General features: G+C 62.1%; 17 protein-coding genes. 11 read left to right on the forward strand and 6 right to left on the reverse strand.

The window, feature by feature from the left end; all coding sequences use genetic code 11:
- Positions 1–9: 9 nt before the first annotated feature.
- Both PF1751_RS07435 and PF1751_RS07440 read left to right on the forward strand, forming a co-directional pair.
- The gene (locus PF1751_RS07435; protein ID WP_021491028.1) at positions 10–1,038 is read left to right on the forward strand and encodes a histone deacetylase family protein; all 1,029 of its coding nucleotides are present in this window, start codon (positions 10–12) and stop codon (positions 1,036–1,038) included.
- Between the two features lie 155 nt (positions 1,039–1,193).
- Positions 1,194–2,096, forward strand: coding sequence for a LysR family transcriptional regulator (locus PF1751_RS07440; RefSeq protein WP_010212183.1), 903 nt, complete (start codon positions 1,194–1,196; stop codon positions 2,094–2,096).
- Here PF1751_RS07440 and PF1751_RS07445 read toward each other — a convergent pair.
- Positions 2,088–2,846, reverse strand: a complete 759-nt coding sequence (locus PF1751_RS07445) for a substrate-binding domain-containing protein (protein WP_042570716.1) — start codon at positions 2,844–2,846, stop codon at positions 2,088–2,090. The two genes, PF1751_RS07440 and PF1751_RS07445, sit on opposite strands and share 9 nt — an antisense overlap.
- Positions 2,843–4,150: an MFS transporter gene (gene tcuC / locus PF1751_RS07450; RefSeq protein WP_038452843.1), complete on the reverse strand. Its 1,308-nt coding sequence runs from the start codon at positions 4,148–4,150 to the stop codon at positions 2,843–2,845. Before tcuC ends, PF1751_RS07445 begins: the two co-directional genes overlap by 4 nt.
- 197 nt (positions 4,151–4,347) lie before the next feature.
- Between tcuC and PF1751_RS29200 the strand changes: the two genes are divergently transcribed.
- From PF1751_RS29200 to PF1751_RS07495, 9 genes are all read left to right on the forward strand, one after another.
- Positions 4,348–4,491 carry a hypothetical protein gene (locus PF1751_RS29200; protein WP_010212178.1) on the forward strand — a complete coding sequence of 48 codons (144 nt, stop codon included), beginning with the start codon at positions 4,348–4,350 and terminating at the stop codon, positions 4,489–4,491.
- Positions 4,492–4,700: 209 nt separating this feature from the next.
- On the forward strand, positions 4,701–5,423 hold the full coding sequence (locus PF1751_RS07460; RefSeq protein ID WP_010212177.1) for a GntR family transcriptional regulator: 723 nt from the start codon (positions 4,701–4,703) through the stop codon (positions 5,421–5,423).
- Positions 5,420–6,208 (forward strand): SDR family oxidoreductase, encoded by a 789-nt coding sequence (locus PF1751_RS07465; protein WP_010212176.1) that lies wholly within the window; start codon positions 5,420–5,422, stop codon positions 6,206–6,208. The genes PF1751_RS07460 and PF1751_RS07465 overlap by 4 nt, the downstream gene beginning before the upstream one ends.
- Positions 6,209–6,275: 67 nt before the next feature.
- Positions 6,276–7,208, forward strand: a complete 933-nt coding sequence (gene kce / locus PF1751_RS07470) for a 3,5-dioxohexanoate:acetyl-CoA acetone transferase (protein WP_010212174.1) — start codon at positions 6,276–6,278, stop codon at positions 7,206–7,208.
- A 65-nt stretch (positions 7,209–7,273) separates the two neighbouring features.
- Positions 7,274–8,152, forward strand: a complete 879-nt coding sequence (locus PF1751_RS07475; RefSeq protein WP_042570717.1) for an SMP-30/gluconolactonase/LRE family protein — start codon at positions 7,274–7,276, stop codon at positions 8,150–8,152.
- A 73-nt stretch (positions 8,153–8,225) separates the two neighbouring features.
- Positions 8,226–9,548, forward strand: a complete 1,323-nt coding sequence (locus PF1751_RS07480; protein WP_044286820.1) for an MFS transporter — start codon at positions 8,226–8,228, stop codon at positions 9,546–9,548.
- A 55-nt stretch (positions 9,549–9,603) separates the two neighbouring features.
- Positions 9,604–10,920 (forward strand): MFS transporter, encoded by a 1,317-nt coding sequence (locus PF1751_RS07485; protein WP_010212170.1) that lies wholly within the window; start codon positions 9,604–9,606, stop codon positions 10,918–10,920.
- 57 nt (positions 10,921–10,977) lie between these two features.
- Positions 10,978–11,901 carry a LysR substrate-binding domain-containing protein gene (locus tag PF1751_RS07490; RefSeq protein ID WP_010212169.1) on the forward strand — a complete coding sequence of 308 codons (924 nt, stop codon included), beginning with the start codon at positions 10,978–10,980 and terminating at the stop codon, positions 11,899–11,901.
- Positions 11,902–11,949: 48 nt separating this feature from the next.
- The gene (locus PF1751_RS07495; RefSeq protein ID WP_010212167.1) at positions 11,950–12,312 is read left to right on the forward strand and encodes a 5-carboxymethyl-2-hydroxymuconate Delta-isomerase; all 363 of its coding nucleotides are present in this window, start codon (positions 11,950–11,952) and stop codon (positions 12,310–12,312) included.
- 13 nt (positions 12,313–12,325) lie between these two features.
- Here PF1751_RS07495 and PF1751_RS07500 read toward each other — a convergent pair whose 3' ends face one another.
- The 4 genes from PF1751_RS07500 to PF1751_RS07515 form a co-directional block, all read right to left on the reverse strand.
- The gene (locus tag PF1751_RS07500) at positions 12,326–13,261 is read right to left on the reverse strand and encodes a LysR family transcriptional regulator (protein ID WP_021491021.1); all 936 of its coding nucleotides are present in this window, start codon (positions 13,259–13,261) and stop codon (positions 12,326–12,328) included.
- 137 nt (positions 13,262–13,398) lie between these two features.
- Positions 13,399–14,586, reverse strand: coding sequence for a cyanate transporter (locus PF1751_RS07505; protein WP_044286821.1), 1,188 nt, complete (start codon positions 14,584–14,586; stop codon positions 13,399–13,401).
- A gap of 213 nt (positions 14,587–14,799) precedes the next feature.
- The gene (locus tag PF1751_RS07510; protein ID WP_044286822.1) at positions 14,800–16,242 is read right to left on the reverse strand and encodes an aldehyde dehydrogenase family protein; all 1,443 of its coding nucleotides are present in this window, start codon (positions 16,240–16,242) and stop codon (positions 14,800–14,802) included.
- The gene (locus PF1751_RS07515; RefSeq protein ID WP_044286823.1) at positions 16,239–17,864 is read right to left on the reverse strand and encodes a 5-guanidino-2-oxopentanoate decarboxylase; all 1,626 of its coding nucleotides are present in this window, start codon (positions 17,862–17,864) and stop codon (positions 16,239–16,241) included. The genes PF1751_RS07510 and PF1751_RS07515 overlap by 4 nt, the downstream gene beginning before the upstream one ends.
- Positions 17,865–17,944 lie beyond the last annotated feature (80 nt).

Raw genomic sequence — 17,944 nt, forward strand, 5'->3', positions numbered from 1 at the left:
AGATTTTTCATGCGTACGTTTTTTCATCCCGAACAACTTCTGCATCATCCGCGCAGCTACTACTCCCGTGGCCAGATGCGTACGCCGCAGGAGGTCCCCGAGCGTGCCCGTCATCTGCTGTTGGCGGCACGCACCTTGGGTTTTGACATCCAGCAGCCGCAGGACTACGGCCTCGATCCACTGCTGGCGGTACACGGTGCGCCTTACCTGGCATTTCTGCAGGAGGCCCACCAACGTTGGCAGGAAATCCCCGAAGACTGGGGCGACGAAGTCATGTCCAATATCTTCGTGCGCGAGCCCAACGCCCTGCGCGGCATCCTTGCCCAGGCTGCGCGCTACCTGGCGGATGGCAGTTGCCCGATCGGTGAGCTGACGTGGCGCTCGGCCTACTGGTCGGCCCAGAGCGCCGTTGCTGCCGCCAAGGACATTCTTGAGGGCGCCCCGGCGGCCTACGCGCTCTGTCGTCCACCGGGACATCATGCTCGTTACGATGCAGCGGGGGGATTCTGTTACATCAACAACGCTGCGGTAGCAGCGCAGGCATTGCGCCAAGGTTTCCAGCGCGTCGCCGTGCTCGACACCGACATGCACCACGGCCAAGGCATCCAAGAGATTTTCTACGACCGTGACGACGTGCTTTACGTTTCGATTCACGGTGACCCCACCAATTTCTACCCTGGCGTTGCCGGCTTCGTCGAAGAGCGCGGTAACGCAGCAGGCCAAGGCTTCAACCTCAACCTGCCGATGCCCCACGGTGCCAGTGAGGCCGTGTTCTTCGAAAAACTGGAACTGGCTTTGGCGGCGGTGAAGAACTTCTCGGCAGAGGTGCTGGTGCTGTCACTGGGTTTCGATATCTACGAGCTGGACCCGCAGAGCAAAGTCGCAGTAACGCGCGAGGGGTTCGCGCGGTTGGGTGAGTGCATTCGCAGGTTGGGATTGCCCTGTGTGATCGTGCAGGAGGGTGGGTATCACCTGGAGACGCTGGATAGCAATGCGCAGGCGTTTTTTAATGGGCCGCAGGTTTGGCAGCGGCTTTAACCTGTTTGCACCGACTCGACGCCGGGGTGATTTACGGTAAGGGTTCACGGGGAGGCGGGTAGCAGGGGTATTACGACAAGCTGATCCCGGCATGCATGGCGCCCCATCGGCTCCCGTACGATAATGCCCGCTACCTCGACCACATTGGCCCTCCCGTGATCATCAACTTCGACCTCAACGACCTCCAAGCCTTTCGCGCCGTGGTAGACAAGGGCAGTTTTCGCGGTGCCGCCGAAGCCATCCGGATTTCGCAGCCGGCCCTCAGCCGGCGTATCGAAAAGCTTGAGACCGCCCTGGATGTGAAGCTGTTCGAACGCACCACGCGGCGCGTCAGCCTGACCATGGTCGGCCGTGCCTTCCTGCCTAAGGTCGAGCGCATGCTCGACGATCTCGATCTCGCGCTCATGGGCATCAGCAATGTCGCGTCCACACGCATGGGCAATGTCACCATCGCTTGCGTGCCGTCGACGGCGTACTACTTCATGCCCCACGTGATCTCCGAATTCCACAAGCTGTATCCAAAGATTCGCCTGCGGGTGCTGGACGCCAGTGCCGGTGAAGTGTGCAATGCCGTAGAAAGTGGCGAGGCGGATTTCGGTGTGAGTTTCAGCGGCAGCCTGGCCGATGACGTGGAGTTCGAACTGCTGCTGCAGGAGCGCTACGTGCTGGCCTGTCGCCGCGATCACCCACTGGCACAGCGCGACAGCGTGCCCTGGTCCGAGGCCTATGAACACGACTACATCACCGTGGACAAGACCTCCGGCAACCGCTTCCTGCTCGATCAGGCCTTGCGCGGCGTACGGGTGAAAAAGCCGAGTATCTGCGAGACGCACCACGTGACCACCATGATCGGGCTGGTGGAGGCGGGGCTGGGGGTGGCGATGGTGCCGTCGATTGCGATGCCGGCGGTCGAGCACCCGATTCTGGTGAGTGTGCCGCTGGTGGAGCCTCAGGTGATGCGCAATGTGGGGTTGATCAAACGCCGCGGGCGGACCTTGCCGCCAGCGGCGCTGGAGTTGGAGCGGTTGGTGCGGGAGATGCCGTTTCGGTCAGGGTGACACCGAGTCCAGGCCGGTGGCTTGTACCACCGGTTGCGCCTGGGGCGACGCCAGATACTGCAACAACGCCTTGGCCTGCTCCGGGTGTTCGGCGTTGAGCGGAATGCCCGCCGCGAAGCGCGTCACCGATTGCACGTCTTCCGGAATCTTGCCGACGTAGGTCACACCCGGCACCGGCAACAGTTCCGCGACCTGCTGCAAGCCCACCTCGTAGTCGCCCTTGGCCACCTGCTCGGCCACCGGCAGGCGTTCGATCATGGTGCCTTTGGCCGGCATGCCGAGCTTCTTGAACAGCTCCTTCTCGACATACACACCGCTGGCGCTGTCCGAGTAAGCCACGGATTTGGCCTTGCTCAGCACGGCTTTCAGCTCGGCGTCAGTACCGATCGCAGGTTTGACCGCGCCGGCCTTCACCACCAGGCCGATACGCGAGTCCGCCAGTTCCACACGGGAGGCCGGGTCGACCTTACCTTGTTTGATCAGCTCATCCAGGGCGTAACCGACCATGATCACCACGTCGGCGTGTTCGCCACGGGCCAGGCGGTTGGGAATCGCTTCCGGCGCCTTGCCCATGGACGGACCCAAAATGGTTTCGAGGCTGTCGCCGCTTTGCTTGGCGTACTGCGGGCCGAGCACTTTATACGCGGCGGTGAAGCCACCGGAGGTCATCACCTTGAGCTGTTCGGCCTGGACCGACAGCGACAGGACGCCAAGGGCCAGCGCCGATAGGGTTTTATACAACGTCTTCATTGCGCCGCCCCCTGCATGACTTGTCCGCGAGCATTGGCGCGACGATACAGCGCCAGCGTCGAGCACAGCGCACACGCTGCGGCGAACATCATCCAGTAGGCCGGCGAGGCTTTGTCTTCGGTGATGTGGATGAACCAGGTAGAGATCGCCGGGGTAAAACCACCGAAAATCGCGGTGGCCAGGCTGTAGGCCAGGGAGAAACCCGCCACGCGCACTTCCACCGGCATGATTTCGGTAAGCGCCGGGATCATTGCGCCGTTGTACAGGCCGTAGAGGAAGGAGAACCACAGCAGGGTTTCCAGCATATGGGCAAAGCTCGGTGCATTTACCACGTAGGACAGCGCTGGATAAGCGGTCAGAACCGTCAGCACGGTCATGGCGATCAGCACCGGCTTGCGGCCGAAACGGTCGCTGAGGGTGCCACCGATCGGCAGCCAGATAAAGTTCGACACTGCCACCAGCAGGGTCACTAACAGAGCGTCGGACGTGCTCAATTGCAGCACGGTCTTGCCGAAGGTCGGCGCATACACCGTGATCAGGTAGAACGCGGTAGTGGTCATGGCCACCATCAGCATGCCGCCAATCACCACGGTCCAGTTCTTCACCAGGGTCGCCAGCACTTCGCGCATGGTCGGGCGATGCTTGCGGTTGGCGAACTCTTCGGTTTCCTGCAGGCTGCGACGCAGGATGAAGATGAACGGAATGATCACGCAGCCGATGGCGAACGGAATGCGCCAGCCCCAATCCGCTACCACGGCGGGTTCCATCCACACGTTCAGGCCATAACCCAGCGCGGCGGCGACCACGATGGAGATCTGTTGGCTGCCCGATTGCCAGCTGGTGTAGAAGCCTTTGCGGCCGGGCGTAGCCATTTCGGACAGGTACACCGACACACCGCCCAGTTCAGCGCCGGCCGAGAAGCCTTGCAACAGGCGACCGAGCAGCACCAGCAACGGCGCCCACAGGCCGATGGTGTGATAGCTGGGGACCAGCACGATCAGCAGCGTGCCGCTGGCCATGATCGACAGCGTCACGATCAACCCTTTGCGGCGACCGACGTCATCGATGTAGGCCCCCAGGATGATCGCGCCCAACGGACGCATCAGGAAGCCTGCACCGAACACGGCGAAGGTCATCATTAATGACGCAAACTCATTAGCGGCAGGGAAGAATGCGGCAGCGATGTAGGTGGCGTAAAAACCGAACAGGAAGAAGTCGAATTGTTCGAGGAAGTTGCCCGAAGTAACGCGGAATACCGCACCCACTTTCGAGCGGGCAGAGTCGGGTCGGGTAGGGCTAGTCATGGTTTTGTGTCTCCAGCGTTCTTTTTAAAGTGCTTGTTTCGCCTAAGACCGAGAATAGTGGCTGACACATTTAGAAATGATAAGTGACAAATTTGGATGCATTGATGTGCCATTGCTATCAATCGGTAATAAATCAACAACAGCATTCGCTGTTCTATGCTGAAGGTTTGACCAAGTCTTACGGACGGGAGGTGGCGATGACTGACCAACAGAAGCAACGGGATGAGCGGGAGCGTGAGCAGACCCGGCAGCGGGAGGAAGAAAAACCGCAGACCTGGAAACATCCCGATGATGGGACAGAGCTTTCCGAGCGGGATCAGGAGCGTCCACTCAAGCCGTAGTCCCAGGTTAGATAGGGTCAAACTGTGGGAGCGGGCTTGCTGGCGAACGCTGTGCGTCAGTCAACCAATGTGTTGGCGGGCCCACCGCTTTCGCGAGCAAGCCCGCTCCCACAGTTGTGATGTGCGCTATCGGGGTGGGAAAATATTTGACATATTTGATTTGTGATCACATATTGAGGCCATAAGAACGACAACACAGGTTTTGCCTCATGACAGATGGTCCGCTTCTCCTGCCCACCCTGCGCCAGGTGTCCCGCGATACCTTGCAAGACCAGGTCTACCGCCAGATCCGCGAAGCCTTGATGAGTGGCCGTTTCCAACCCGGCCAGAAGCTCACCATCCGCGGCCTTGCCGAAGCCCTCGGTTCCAGTCCCATGCCGGTGCGTGAAGCCCTGCAGCGCCTCAGCGCCGAAAACGCTTTTGAAGTCACCGAGACCTCCCGTCTGCGCGTCCGCTTGATGACGGTCGAACGCCTGCGGGAAATTCGCGATGCCCGGGTCGCCCTCGAAGGGCTGCTGGCGGAAAAAGCCGTGCTGCTCCTGCAAAAGGCCGACCTCGATGAAATCACTGACCTGTGCCAGCAAATGCAGCACGCCGCCGACGAAGTCGACGTGTCCCGCTACCTGTGGACCAACTTTGCCTTTCACCGGCGCATCTACGCGGTGGCCCAGGCCGAGTTGACCATGGCCGCCGTGGAAAACTTCTGGCTGCACATGGGCCCGTGCTTTGCGCTGGTCGCCCCGGATAAAGCTCACCTGCAACGCTCGATGGAGGCGCACACGCGCATCGTCGAAGCCCTGGCTGCCCGCGATGGCGGGGGCGCGCGCGCAGCGGTGACCGATGACATCATGCAGGCCGCCGACTCCCTCGCGCGCCTGCTCGTCAAGAACGACCGTTCGCGGTCGTCTGTTTCAGGAGGTAAACGTGCATGAGTGTCCTACAACGGCTGCAGCCCTATCCTGGGTTACGTGTGTTGATTTCCGGCGGGGCTGCCGGCATTGGTGAAGTGCTGGCGGCGGCGTATCTGGAAGCCGGTGCCCAGGTGCATGTGTGTGATGTGAGCGAGTCGGCCCTGGCGGTGTTTCGCGACAAATACCCAGGCACCGTCGCCACCCGCGCCGATGTCAGCGACGCCGCGCAGATCGAGGCGGTGTTCAAGGTGCAGCGCGAGCATTTCGGTGGCCTCGATGTGTTGGTCAACAACGCCGGGATCGCCGGGCCCACCGGCGGGATCGATGCGATCAGCGACGCCGAGTGGCAAGCCACTATCAACATCAATCTCACCGCGCAATACCGGTTTGCCCACCACGCAGTGCCGATGCTCAAGGAATCGTCCCACGGCCATCTGCTGCATATCGCCTCGGTGGCGGGGCGCTTGGGTTACGCGTGGCGCACGCCCTATGCGGCAACCAAATGGGCGATCGTCGGCTTGATGAAATCCCTGGCTTCGGAGCTGGGCGAGAGCGATATCCGCGTCAACGCCTTGCTGCCCGGCATCGTCGAAGGCCCGCGTATGGACGGCGTGATCCGTGCGCGTGCCGAACAGGTCGGCGTGCCCGAAGCCGAGATGCGCCAGGAATACCTCAACAAGATTTCCCTCAAGCGCATGGTCACCGCCGAAGACGTGGCAGCCATGGCCTTGTTCCTCTGTTCGCCCGCCGCACGCAACGTGACCGGCCAGGCGATCAGCGTCGACGGTAACGTCGAGTACCTGTAAGCCACGCAAGACCACATCGCGCAATACCCAGGATTTTTTTCATAAGAATAAAAGTCGGAGATTCGTCATGTCCAAAAATCGTCCTGTCATCATTACCTGCGCCGTTACCGGTGCGATTCATACGCCGTCGATGTCGCCGCATCTGCCGATCACCGCCCAGGAAATTGCCGACGCCGCCATCGGTGCCGCTGAAGCCGGCGCCGCGATTGTGCACCTGCATGCCCGTGATCCCAACGACGGTCGCCCCAGCCAGGACCCGGCACTGTTCGCCGAATTCCTGCCGCAGATCAAGGCCGCCAGCGACGTGGTAATCAACATCACCACCGGCGGTGCGCCGACCATGGGGGTGGAAGAGCGCCTGCAGCCGGTGATGCAGTTCAAGCCGGAATTGGCCTCGCTGAACATGGGCTCGATGAACTTCGGCCTGTACGAAATGCTCAACCGCTTCACCGACTTCAAGCACGATTGGGAGCGGCCGTACCTGGAAGAGAGTGACGACCGAATCTTCCGCAACACCTTCCGCGACATCACCCACATCCTCAATGCCTGCGCCGAAAACCGCACCCGTTTTGAGATTGAGTGCTACGACATCGGCCACCTCTACACCGCCGCGCATTTTCTGGAGCGCGGCCTGCTCAAGCCACCGCTGTTCATCCAGTCGGTGTTCGGCCTGCGCGGCGGTATCGGCGGGCACCCGGAAGACCTGGCGCACATGCGCCGTACCGCCGACCGTCTGTTTGGCAGCGACTACGTGTGGTCGATCCTCGGCGCCGGGCGTGGGCAGATTCCGCTGGCGACCATGGGCCTGTCCATGGGCAGCAACGCGCGAGTGGGGCTTGAGGATTCGCTGTGGGATGGCCCGGGCAAACTGGCGGCGTCGAATGCCGATCAGGTCCGGCGCATTCGTACGGTGATCGAAGCGCTGGGGCACCGCGTCGCCACGCCGGATGAAGCGCGGGAAATCCTCGGGCTCAAAGGGCGCGACCAGGTCAATTTCTAACCCGACTAACCGCCGCGTCAAGGCGCGGCCTGCATCCCGCACAACAACAATAAGGGGATCACACCATGCGTATCGAAGTGCTTGTCGACGTCAAGACCACCCTGGGCGAAGGCCCGGTGTGGGACGTCGAGCAACAACGCTTGTATTGGATCGACAGCGCCGACGGCCGCATCCTGCGCTGCACCGACGACGGCCGCGAACTGCGCGCCTGGGAGGTGGGCCAGAAAATCGGCTCCATGGCCCTGCGCCAGGACGGTGAGTCGGCCATTGTCGCCCTGCAAAACGGCGTGCACACACTCGACCTCAAGAGCGGTGAACTCAACCTGATCGCTGATCCGGAACCGCATCTGCCAGACAACCGCCTCAACGACGGCAAGGTCGACCGCCAGGGCCGCTTTATCTTCGGCTCCATGGACACCCAGGAAGACAACGCCAGCGCCAAGCTTTACCGCCTGGACGCCGACCTGAGCCTGCACACCCTGGACGAAGGCATCATCGTGTCCAACGGCCCGTGCTGGAGCCCGTCGGGTGACACCTTCTACTTCTGCGACACCTGGTCCGGCGAGATCTGGGCCTACGACTACGACCTCGCCACCGGCAACGTGAGCAACCGCCGCACCTTCGCCAAGGTCGATACCCGCGGCGGGGGCGCCGCCGATGGTTGCACCGTGGATGCCGAAGGCTGCCTATGGCAGGCGTTGGTCTATGCCGGGAAGCTGGTGCGCTATACCCCAGAAGGTTTTGTCGACCGCATCATCCAGATGCCGGTGAAAAAGGTCACCAGCCTGACTTTTGGCGGGCCGAATCTGGACACCCTGTTTGTGACTTCCATGGCCAAGCCGCCGTTGCCGCGTTTTCCGGCAGACGGCCAGCAGCGCGGAGCGCTGTTCGCCATTACCGGGTTGGGCGTGCAAGGAATAGCCGAGCGACGGTTCGCCAGCTAGCGCGTGTGTGTGACAAGGCATATTCCTTCGCAACCTTGTGTCAGTGCGCGCCCTCGCGCGCCTGGAGAGGCCCATGGCAACTATAAAAAAAGCGTCGCTGCGCAGCATTCACCGGCATTCCTGGGTATCGCTGCTGGTCTGCTGGATGATCTGGATCCTTAACGCCTACGACCGTGAGATCGTGTTGCGCCTGGGGCCGACCATCTCCAAGCATTTCGATTTATCCGCCGACCAGTGGGGTACCGTGGCCACGGTGGTCATGCTGGCCCTGGCGCTGCTGGATATCCCCGGTTCGATGTGGAGCGACCGATACGGTGGCGGCTGGAAACGTGCGCGCTTTCAGGTGCCGTTGGTGCTGGGCTACACCGCCATTTCGTTTTTGTCCGGCTTCAAGGCCTTGAGCGGCAACCTCGCCACCTTCATTGCCCTGCGCGTCGGCGTCAACCTCGGCGCCGGCTGGGGCGAACCGGTAGGGGTGAGCAATACCGCCGAATGGTGGCCGGTGGAGCGTCGCGGGTTTGCCTTGGGTGCGCACCACACCGGTTATCCGATCGGCGCGATGCTCAGCGGGATTGTTGCGAGTTTCGTCATCACCGTGTTCGGTGAGGAGAACTGGCGCTATGTGTTCTTCTTCGCCTTCGTGGTGGCGTTGCCGCTGATGATCTTCTGGGCGCGTTATTCCACCGCTGAACGCATCTCCGCGCTGTACGTCGACATCGCCGCCAAAGGCATGACCCCACCGGACAACGCCCCGGCCAGTTCGGTAAAGGGTGAAGCCTGGCGGACCTTCGTCGCCACCTTGCGCAACCGCAATATCGCCCTTACGGCCGGTAATACGATGCTTACCCAAGTGGTGTACATGGGCGTCAACATCGTGCTGCCGGCCTACCTGTACAACATCGCCGGGCTGTCCCTGGCCGAGTCGGCGGGGATGAGTGTGGTGTTCACCCTCACCGGCATTCTCGGGCAACTGGTGTGGCCGTCGCTGTCGGACATCATCGGCCGACGCACCACCCTGATCATCTGCGGGCTATGGATGGCGGCGAGTGTGGGCGCGTTCTATTTCGCCAACACCCTGACATTGATCGTGGTCGTGCAACTGCTGTTCGGCCTGGTGGCCAATGCGGTGTGGCCGATCTACTACGCAGTGGCCTGTGACTCCGCCGAACCGTCGGCAACGTCGACCGCCAACGGCATCATCACCACCGCAATGTTCATCGGGGGCGGCCTGGCGCCCGTGCTGATGGGCAGCCTGATCGCCATGGGCGGCGGCTGGACCACGCTGCACGGCTACACCGTGTGTTTCTTTGTGATGGCCGGCTGCGCCCTGGGCGGCGCGCTGCTGCAACTGTTTTCCCATCGCCCCCAGGCCTTGGTTGTGCAACTCGACTCCTAGAACAACATCGATGCGTCCCCCAGCCCGGCTGGCGGGGCGCCAAGAGGAATTGCCGATGACTACCACCCCCTCCGCCCGTACACCGCAGGCGTTGAACAAACTGATGTTCGTCAAGCTGATGCCCTTGCTGATCATTGCCTACATCCTCAGCTTTCTGGACCGCACCAACATCGCCCTGGCCAAGCATCACCTGGACGTCGACCTGGGCATTTCCGCCGCAGCGTATGGCTTGGGCGCGGGGCTGTTTTTCCTGACCTATGCGCTGTCGGAAATCCCCAGCAACCTGATCATGCACAAGGTGGGCGCACGGTTCTGGATCGCGCGGATCATGGTGACCTGGGGCCTGATTTCAGCGGCCATGGCCTTTGTACAAGGCGAGACCTCGTTCTACGTGCTGCGCCTGTTGTTGGGCATTGCCGAGGCCGGCTTGTTTCCGGGTGTCATGCTCTACCTGACCTACTGGTTCAACCGTGAACAACGGGCGCGCGCCACCGGTTATTTCCTGCTCGGCGTGTGCTTCGCCAACATCATCGGCGGCCCGGTGGGCGCGGCCTTGATGCGCATGGACGGGATGCTTGGCTGGCACGGCTGGCAGTGGATGTTCATGCTGGAAGGCTTGCCGGCGGTGGCGTTTGCCTGGGTGGTCTGGCGCAAACTGCCGGACCGCCCGAGCAAGGCGCCGTGGCTGTCGGCCGAGGAAGCACGCGGGATCGAACAGCGCATCGCCCAGGAAACCGAGGAGGGCGCGGGCGAGGGCGGTCACTCGTTGAAAAACTGGCTGACCCCGCAAATCCTGCTGGCGATCTTTGTGTACTTCTGTCACCAGATCACTATCTATACCGTGATCTTTTTCCTGCCGAGCATTATCAGCAAATACGGCGAACTGAGCACCATGAGCGTCGGCCTGCTGACCTCGTTGCCGTGGATCGCGGCGGCACTCGGTGCCTTGCTGATTCCGCGTTTTGCCACCACGCCCGGACGTTGCCGGCGGTTGTTGGTCACGGGGTTATTGACCATGGCCTTGGGCCTGGGCATTGCGTCGGTGTCGGGGCCGGTGTTCAGCCTGCTCGGGTTTTGCCTGTCGGCGGTGATGTTCTTCGTGGTGCAGTCGATCATTTTTCTGTACCCGGCTTCACGCCTCAAAGGCGTTGCGCTGGCGGGCGGGCTGGGTTTCGTCAACGCGTGCGGACTGCTCGGTGGGTTTGTCGGGCCCTCGGTGATGGGGGTGATCGAGCAAAGCACCGGCAACGCGATGAATGGCTTGAAAGTGATTGCGCTGGTGTTGGTGGTCGCAGCGCTGGCGGCATTGCGTTTGCGCATGGGGCATGAGCCTGAGCGTGGCGCACAGGCCAGCGAAGCGTCCTACACGTAGACGCCGGCTACGGGGCTTTCTACACTGCGGCTTGTCTTGGGAAATGGGCAGGCGCCGATGAATCGCAATGAATTACGCAAGGCCGACATCAACCTGATGGTGGTGTTCGAAGCGCTGATGCTGGAGCGCAACGTGACGCGTGTGGCGGAGAAGCTGTTTCTCGGCCAGCCGACCATCAGTTCGGCCCTCAATCGTTTGCGCACGTTGTTCAACGACCCGCTGTTCATTCGCGTCGGCCACCGCATGGAGCCCACGGCGCGGGCCGAGGAAATCATCCAGCATCTGTCGCCGGCGCTGGATTCGTTGTCCTCGGCCCTGAGCCTGACCCACGACTTCGACCCGTCCATCAGCACCATGACCTTTCGCATCGGCCTGTCCGATGACGTCGAGTTCGGCCTGTTACCGCCGCTGCTGCGCTCGCTGCGCCAGGAAGCGCCGCAAGTCGTGTTCGTGGTGCAACATGTGGACTACTGGCGCATTCCCGACCTGCTGGCCTCCGGTGATATCACCGTGGGCATCACCCAGACCCGTGGCCTGCCGGCGAACGCCAAGCGCAAGCTGCTGCGCCATATCCGCCCGCGCATCTTGCGTGCCGATGCCTCGGAAACACCGCTGACCCTCGATGAATATTGCTCACGCCCTCATGTGCTGGTGTCCCACACCGCCAACGTGGCGGGGTTCGCCGATGAGTGGCTGGCGGAAATCGGCCGCAAGCGTCAGGTGGTGTTGTCGGTGCCGCAATACAGTGCATTGCCGGCTTTGCTCGCCGGCACCGACCTGATCGCCAGCTTGCCGGACTACACCGCCGAGGCCATGGCCGTGTCGGGCCACCTGTTCTGTGAGCCGTTCCCGTTCGAGACGCCGACCCTGGATTTGTCCATGGTCTGGCTCAGCCATGTGGACACCGACCCTGCCGAGCGTTGGGTACGCTCGCGACTGGAAGCGTTCATGAGTGATCGAGGTTTGGCGACCAAGGCCTGACTCCGTGGTATATCTAGGTATCTTCCTACAAAAAACTCGGAGCCCTCCATGCCACACCTGCACCTGGAATACACCGCCAACCTGACCGGCCTTGCCGTCGAGAAAACCCTGTTGCGGCTCAACAATGTGCTGATGGGGTCCGGCCAGTTCGGTTCCGAGTTCGATATCAAAAGCCGTGCAGTCAAGGTCGAGACGTTCCAAGTGGGCACGTCCCTCGACCCACGCGGTTTTATCGCGGTGAAGCTATCGCTGCTCAGCGGGCGGTCGCCGCAGGTCAAGCAGCAGCTGTCGCAAAGCCTGCTGGCGGCACTGCAGGATCTGGGCGATTGGCCGGAAGGTGTGCAGGTTCAACTGAGTGTCCAGTTGGTAGACATGGATCGCGATTCCTACAGCAAAGTCGCCATCGGCTGACCCACCGCACGCTTCAAAGTAAACCCTGATCCGCGCAGACTTTGACCACCTGTTCCCTGAACCAGGTATTGGCACTGTCCTGTTCACTGGTTTCGTTCCACTGCATTTCCAGCGTGAACCCCGGCAAGCCGTTCGGCGCTTCGCAATGGCCGAACACTGTGGCCGGTGCCAACAGTTTTTGCACACGACGGGGCAGTGTGACGATGAAGTCGGTGCCCGTGATCATTTTCAGCGCCGCGCTGTAGCTGTTGGCGCGGGCGATCACTTGGCGCTTGTGGGCCTGACGCGCGAGCCAGCCGTCGATCATGTTGGTATCGGAGGTCCACGGCGTGGGAAACACGTGGCGTCGTTCAACGAAGGAATGCAGGCTGAAGGCCGGCTCCCGCGGTGCCGAGCGTTTGTCGAATACGCACACCAGGTCGTCTTCCAGCAGCATCTGGGTGCGGAAGTCTTTGTGGGCACGGTGGAAGTTGGGGCCGAAGCAGATCACCAGGTCGAGGCGACCTTCACGCAAGGCGTCGGCGGGGATGTCGGTTTCCAGCTTTTGCACATTGACGATCACCGGCAGGTCGGCGTGATCGAAGTTCTTCAGCAGGCGCGGCAGGATCAATTGCTCGAAATATTCCGGTGCGCACACGTTAAAGGTCACGGCCTTCTGCGTCGGATCGAAGGCCTGGCCACCGGCGTGGCACAGGTTGATGCTTTCGAGGATTTTCTGCACATGGCCGTACATGGTGGTGGCCTTGTACGTCGGCCGCATGCCGGCCCGCGTGTTGATAAACAGCTCGTCTTCAAAACTGGTACGCAGCTTCTTCAGGCTGTAGCTCACGGTGGACTGGCTGACAAACAGCGTTTCAGACACCTCGGTAACGCTGCTCTGGTCATAGACGGCGATAAACACCATCAAGTCCTGCATATCGAGCTTTCTGAGCAAGTTACTGTTTAACATCGGTTTCGTCCGTAAACCCGTTGTACCGAACTCAGTACAAGACAGCATAAAAGCTTAACGGAACGAGCGTGCCAATAGAATGCTCTGTAGGACGTTTCTATGTTTGGGGTGAGACAAATATTGTTTGCAACACGACCTCAACGGATATGTCGCGCGTAATGCCTTGGGTTGAAACGCGTGACGATCAACAGCATCAGCCCGATTACCGCCGTCAGCGACCACCAGGCCCATTCGAAGCTGCCCAGTTGGTCACGAATGATCCCGGCGATCAGTGGCGACACCCCGGCAATCAAGTAGCCGATGCCCTGCACAAACGCGGTGAGGCCACCGGCGCGGCGCGGGTTGTCCAGGTGGTCGAGGGACAGGATCAGGCTCATCGGGAACAAGCCGCCGATGCCCAGGCCGAGCAGGCAAGGCCACAGCAGGCTCAGGTGTTGCGGGCTCAGAATCAGGCCGCAGAAACCGAGGATGATCAGCACCAGCAGCACCGCCACCACGCCGCGTTTATCCTGGCGACGGTTGGCGATGGCGGGGGTGACCAGACCGGACACGACTTCCATGGCCGTCAGGAAACCCAGCAGCAAGCCGGCGTTTTGCTCGCTCCACCCTTGCTCCACGTAGTAGGGCGCCAGCCAGGCGAGAACGCAGGTGTAGGACGCGGTGCCGAGGCCGAAAAACACCGCCAGCAACCACGCGCGCCCGTTACCAAAAAATGATGCTTGAGGTCCGGCGCCGGCTTGGGGCAGTGGCGGCAACGCTGAGCGCTGGGCGTACCAAAACACCAAGGCCAACAGTGCCAGCACGGCCCAAATCGCCAGGCCGATGCGCCAGCTGCCGGTCTGCACCTGCACGAACGGTGCAAACGATGCCGCCAGCGCTGCGCCCCCCATGATTGCGGTGACGTAAAGGCCCATGAACAGCGAGACGTTGTCACTGAACCGCGACTTGATCAGCGCCGGCATCAGCGCCTGGATCATCGCGATCCCCACGCCGGCGGCGACGGCGCTGACAATCAACTCCAGCGCCGAATCCAGGAACAGCCGCGACAACGTCGCCACGCCAATTACCACCAGCGACACCCCGATGCTGCGGTGCTCGCCAAAGCGCTTGGCCAGGCCCATGCCAAAGAACATCGCCAAGCCCATGGCCATCACCGGCAACATGGTGAGTAGGGCTGCGCTGCTGAAACTTAATGGCACGTCGCCGCGAATCGAGGACAACAGGGGGCCGACAGCGGCCATCGACGGGCGTAGGTTAAGGGCGACCAGTACGACGCTGATCATCAGCCAGGCGGCGGTAATGGGTTTTGTTTGAACGGTTTCCATGGGACGGCCTTGAAAGAACAAGGGGGAATCAGGCCATGGGTGGGAGGAGGGGGCAAATGAGAAAGTCGCAGAGGCTATTGAAAAATTGCAGGTGACGGATTCACCGCTGATCAAAAAGCGGGCTTGCTCTCGAAAGCGGTGATTCAGCCAATGCATTCATCGACTGACGCACCGCTTCGCGAACAAGCCCGCTCCCAGAGGGGATCTTCGGTGTTAGTTGGACCTGATCACGTGCTTGATCTCCTGAAACGCTGCCAGGCCCCACGGCCCCAACTCGCGACCAATGCTGCTCTGCTTGTAGCCGCCCCACGCGGTGTGCGGGAAGATGACTTGCGGCGCATTGATCCACACCAGCCCGGCCTGCAAGGCATTCGCCACACGCTCGGCGGTTTCCGTGCTGGCGCTGACCACACTCGCCACCAGGCCGAAATCGCTGTCGTTGGCCAAGGCGATGGCCTCGGCTTCGCAGGTAAAACGTCGTACGCAGAGCACCGGGCCAAAGATCTCTTCGTTCCACAACGCGCTGTCCAGCGGTACGTCGGTGAACACGGTCGGGCGAATGAAAAAACCTTTCGGCAGATCCACCGGGCGGTCGCCGCCGCACAGCAGGCGTGCGCCATCTTCAACGCCGCGCTGGATATGCCCCCGCACACGTTGATAGTGCACGCGGTTGATCAGCGCGCCCATTTCCACGTCATCGGCAAAGGGGTCAGCCACGCGAATGCCTTCGGCCCGCGCCTGCAGACGTCGAAGGAACTCATCCGCCAGGCTGTCGGCTACCAACACACGACTGGTGGCCGAACACATCTGCCCTGCGTTGAAGAAGCCACCGCCGCAGGCCAGCTCCACCGCCAGGTCGAGGTCGGCATCGGCCAACACCAGCAGGGAGGATTTGCCGCCCAGTTCCAGGCTCACACCCTTGATGGTTTCGGCGGCGCGCTGCATCACCTGCACGCCGACGGCGTTGCTGCCCGTGAAGGAAATCTTCGCCACGCGGCGATCCGCCGCCAGCGGCGCGCCGACGTCCAGGCCCGTGCCGCACACCAGGTTGAATACCCCGGTCGGCAAGCCGGCCTCGGCAATGATCCGCGCCAGTTGCAACTCCGCCAACGGCGTGACTTCCGAAGGCTTGAGCACCACGCAGCAGCCGGCCGCCAGCGCCGGGGCGAGTTTCCAGGCAGTGGTCACCATCGGGAAATTCCACGGCACGATCAGCCCCACCACGCCGCATGGCTCACGGCGCAGGCGGGCGCTGAAGTCAGTGCTGGGCAGCTCCACCGGGCGATCCTGGCTGGCATCCATCGCCTCGGCCACGCTGGCGTAGTAGTCGAAGGTGGCGATCACATCGTCCACATCAATCGCGGCTTCAAACAGCGGTTTGCCGTTATTGCTCGACTGCAGGTGCATCAGGTGTTCGCGCTGCTCGCCCACGCCTTGGGCGATCGTGCGTAACAGCGCGGCGCGATCGCGGCCGGTGCTTTTCGACCAGGCGCTGAAGGCGGCGCTGGCGGCCTCGACCGCCTCAGACACCGCGTTCGCGTCGCCAATACTGACATGGGCCAGGACGGCCTCAGTCGCGGGGTTGATCACCTCAAGCGAGGCATGCCCGGCACGCCATGCCCCATTGATATACACACCGTTCAATACCGCGTTCATACCGTCACCGCCTTCATCCACAGCCCCTGGTTGATTTCAATCAACGTCGGCCCTTGGCGATCAGATGCGGCGCGTAATGCCACGCGTAGCGACTCAACACCTTGAATGCTTTCGGCGGCGCAACCCAGTGCCTTGGCCGCACCGATAAAGTCCGGCGTGTAGATGTCCACGCCGACCGGCTCGATGGCGCGGTTGACCATGTATTTCTTGATCTCTTCATAGCCGTGGTTATTCCACAGCAACACGATCACCGGCGTGCGCGCCTCCACGGCACTGGCCAGTTCCGGCAGGGTGAATTGCAGGCCGCCGTCGCCGATCAGGCACACCACTGGCTGCCCATCGCCACGCCCCAGCCAGGCGCCGATGGCGGCGGGCAGGGCGTAGCCCAAGGTGCCGTAGCCGGTGGACGCGTTGAACCAGCGGCGCGGGTGATCGAGGTTCAGGGTCAGGTTGCCGCTGTACACCGGCTGGGTGGAGTCGCCGACCAGTACGGCATTGGGCAGCGTTTCCAGGACGGTGTTGAGGAACAGGGTTTGCGCGCGGGTGGCGGTGTCCCAGGTGGGTGTCAGTTCAGCCCACAAGTGGGCGACACGTTGAGCGCCCCACGCGCTGTTACGCGCTGGCAAGGGTTCGCTGCCCAACTCGGTCAACAGCGCTTGCGCGGCGATTTGCGCATCGGCCACCAGTGCTACTTGCGGCGGGTAGTTGCGCACGGTCTGGTCGGGGTCGATGTCGACGCGCAACAGGGCGCCGGGGATCTCGAAACCACCGGCGAAGGTCACGTCGTAGTCGGTTTCCGCCAGCTCGGTACCGATGGCCAATACCACGTCCGCTTCGGCCACCAACGCGCGGGTGGCCACCAGGGTCTGGGTCGAGCCGATCAGCAGCGGATGGCTGGAGGGCAGCAGGCCTTTGGCGTTGATGGTCAGGGCCACCGGCGCGCCGAGTACCTCGGCCAGTCGGGTCAGTTCCGGGGCGGCGTCGATGGCGCCACCACCGGCCAGGATCAAGGGTTTCTTGGCCGCCGCGAGCAGCTGGCTCATGTGCTTGACCGCTGAAGGCGCCGCACCGGCTCGGGCCACGCTGACCGGTTCACTGCCCAGCAGTGCGTCGGCATTTTCTACCAGCACATCCAGCGGGATTTCGATGTGCACCGGGCGCGGCCGTCCGGCCTGGAACAACGCAAACGCCCGCGCCAACACGCCCGGCAATTGCGCCGCTGACATCAGGGTATGGGAGAACGCCGCCACGCCGGCCATCATCGCGCTCTGGTTCGGCAACTCATGCAACTTGCCGCGTCCGCCACCCAATTGGCTGCGCGACTGCACGCTGGAAATCACCAGCATTGGGATCGAGTCGGCGTAGGCCTGGCCCATGGCGGTGGTGATATTGGTCATGCCGGGGCCGGTGATGATGAAGCACACGCCGGGTTTGCCGCGGGTGCGTGCATAACCGTCGGCCATGAAGCCGGCGCCCTGTTCGTGGCGCGGGGTGACGTGACGGATGCTGGAGCGGGCCAGGCCGCGGTACAGCTCCACGGTGTGCACGCCGGGGATGCCAAACACCTGGTCCACGCCGTAGCCTTCCAGGAGCTTGACCAATACTTCGCCGCAGGTCGCCATACATGTCGCTCTTATTGTTGAGGTAAGGCGTTATTGGACCGGCTGGGCCGTAGCGGCAACAATCGATAAAAAGTCATACT

This window comes from Pseudomonas simiae (assembly GCF_000934565.1).
Classification (GTDB): Bacteria; Pseudomonadota; Gammaproteobacteria; order Pseudomonadales; family Pseudomonadaceae; genus Aquipseudomonas; species Aquipseudomonas simiae.

Coding starts and splice junctions, on each gene's coding strand:
- kce (WP_010212174.1), top strand. CDS start 6,276: ATGTCCAAAAATCGTCCTGTCATCATTACCTGCGCCGTTACCGGTGCG.
- PF1751_RS07515 (WP_044286823.1), bottom strand. CDS start 17,864: ATGGCGACCTGCGGCGAAGTATTGGTCAAGCTCCTGGAAGGCTACGGC.
- PF1751_RS07445 (WP_042570716.1), bottom strand. CDS start 2,846: ATGAAGACGTTGTATAAAACCCTATCGGCGCTGGCCCTTGGCGTCCTG.
- PF1751_RS07465 (WP_010212176.1), top strand. CDS start 5,420: ATGAGTGTCCTACAACGGCTGCAGCCCTATCCTGGGTTACGTGTGTTG.
- PF1751_RS07505 (WP_044286821.1), bottom strand. CDS start 14,586: ATGGAAACCGTTCAAACAAAACCCATTACCGCCGCCTGGCTGATGATC.
- PF1751_RS07475 (WP_042570717.1), top strand. CDS start 7,274: ATGCGTATCGAAGTGCTTGTCGACGTCAAGACCACCCTGGGCGAAGGC.
- PF1751_RS07490 (WP_010212169.1), top strand. CDS start 10,978: ATGAATCGCAATGAATTACGCAAGGCCGACATCAACCTGATGGTGGTG.
- tcuC (WP_038452843.1), bottom strand. CDS start 4,150: ATGACTAGCCCTACCCGACCCGACTCTGCCCGCTCGAAAGTGGGTGCG.
- PF1751_RS07435 (WP_021491028.1), top strand. CDS start 10: ATGCGTACGTTTTTTCATCCCGAACAACTTCTGCATCATCCGCGCAGC.
- PF1751_RS29200 (WP_010212178.1), top strand. CDS start 4,348: ATGACTGACCAACAGAAGCAACGGGATGAGCGGGAGCGTGAGCAGACC.
- PF1751_RS07480 (WP_044286820.1), top strand. CDS start 8,226: ATGGCAACTATAAAAAAAGCGTCGCTGCGCAGCATTCACCGGCATTCC.
- PF1751_RS07495 (WP_010212167.1), top strand. CDS start 11,950: ATGCCACACCTGCACCTGGAATACACCGCCAACCTGACCGGCCTTGCC.
- PF1751_RS07500 (WP_021491021.1), bottom strand. CDS start 13,261: ATGTTAAACAGTAACTTGCTCAGAAAGCTCGATATGCAGGACTTGATG.
- PF1751_RS07510 (WP_044286822.1), bottom strand. CDS start 16,242: ATGAACGCGGTATTGAACGGTGTGTATATCAATGGGGCATGGCGTGCC.
- PF1751_RS07485 (WP_010212170.1), top strand. CDS start 9,604: ATGACTACCACCCCCTCCGCCCGTACACCGCAGGCGTTGAACAAACTG.
- PF1751_RS07460 (WP_010212177.1), top strand. CDS start 4,701: ATGACAGATGGTCCGCTTCTCCTGCCCACCCTGCGCCAGGTGTCCCGC.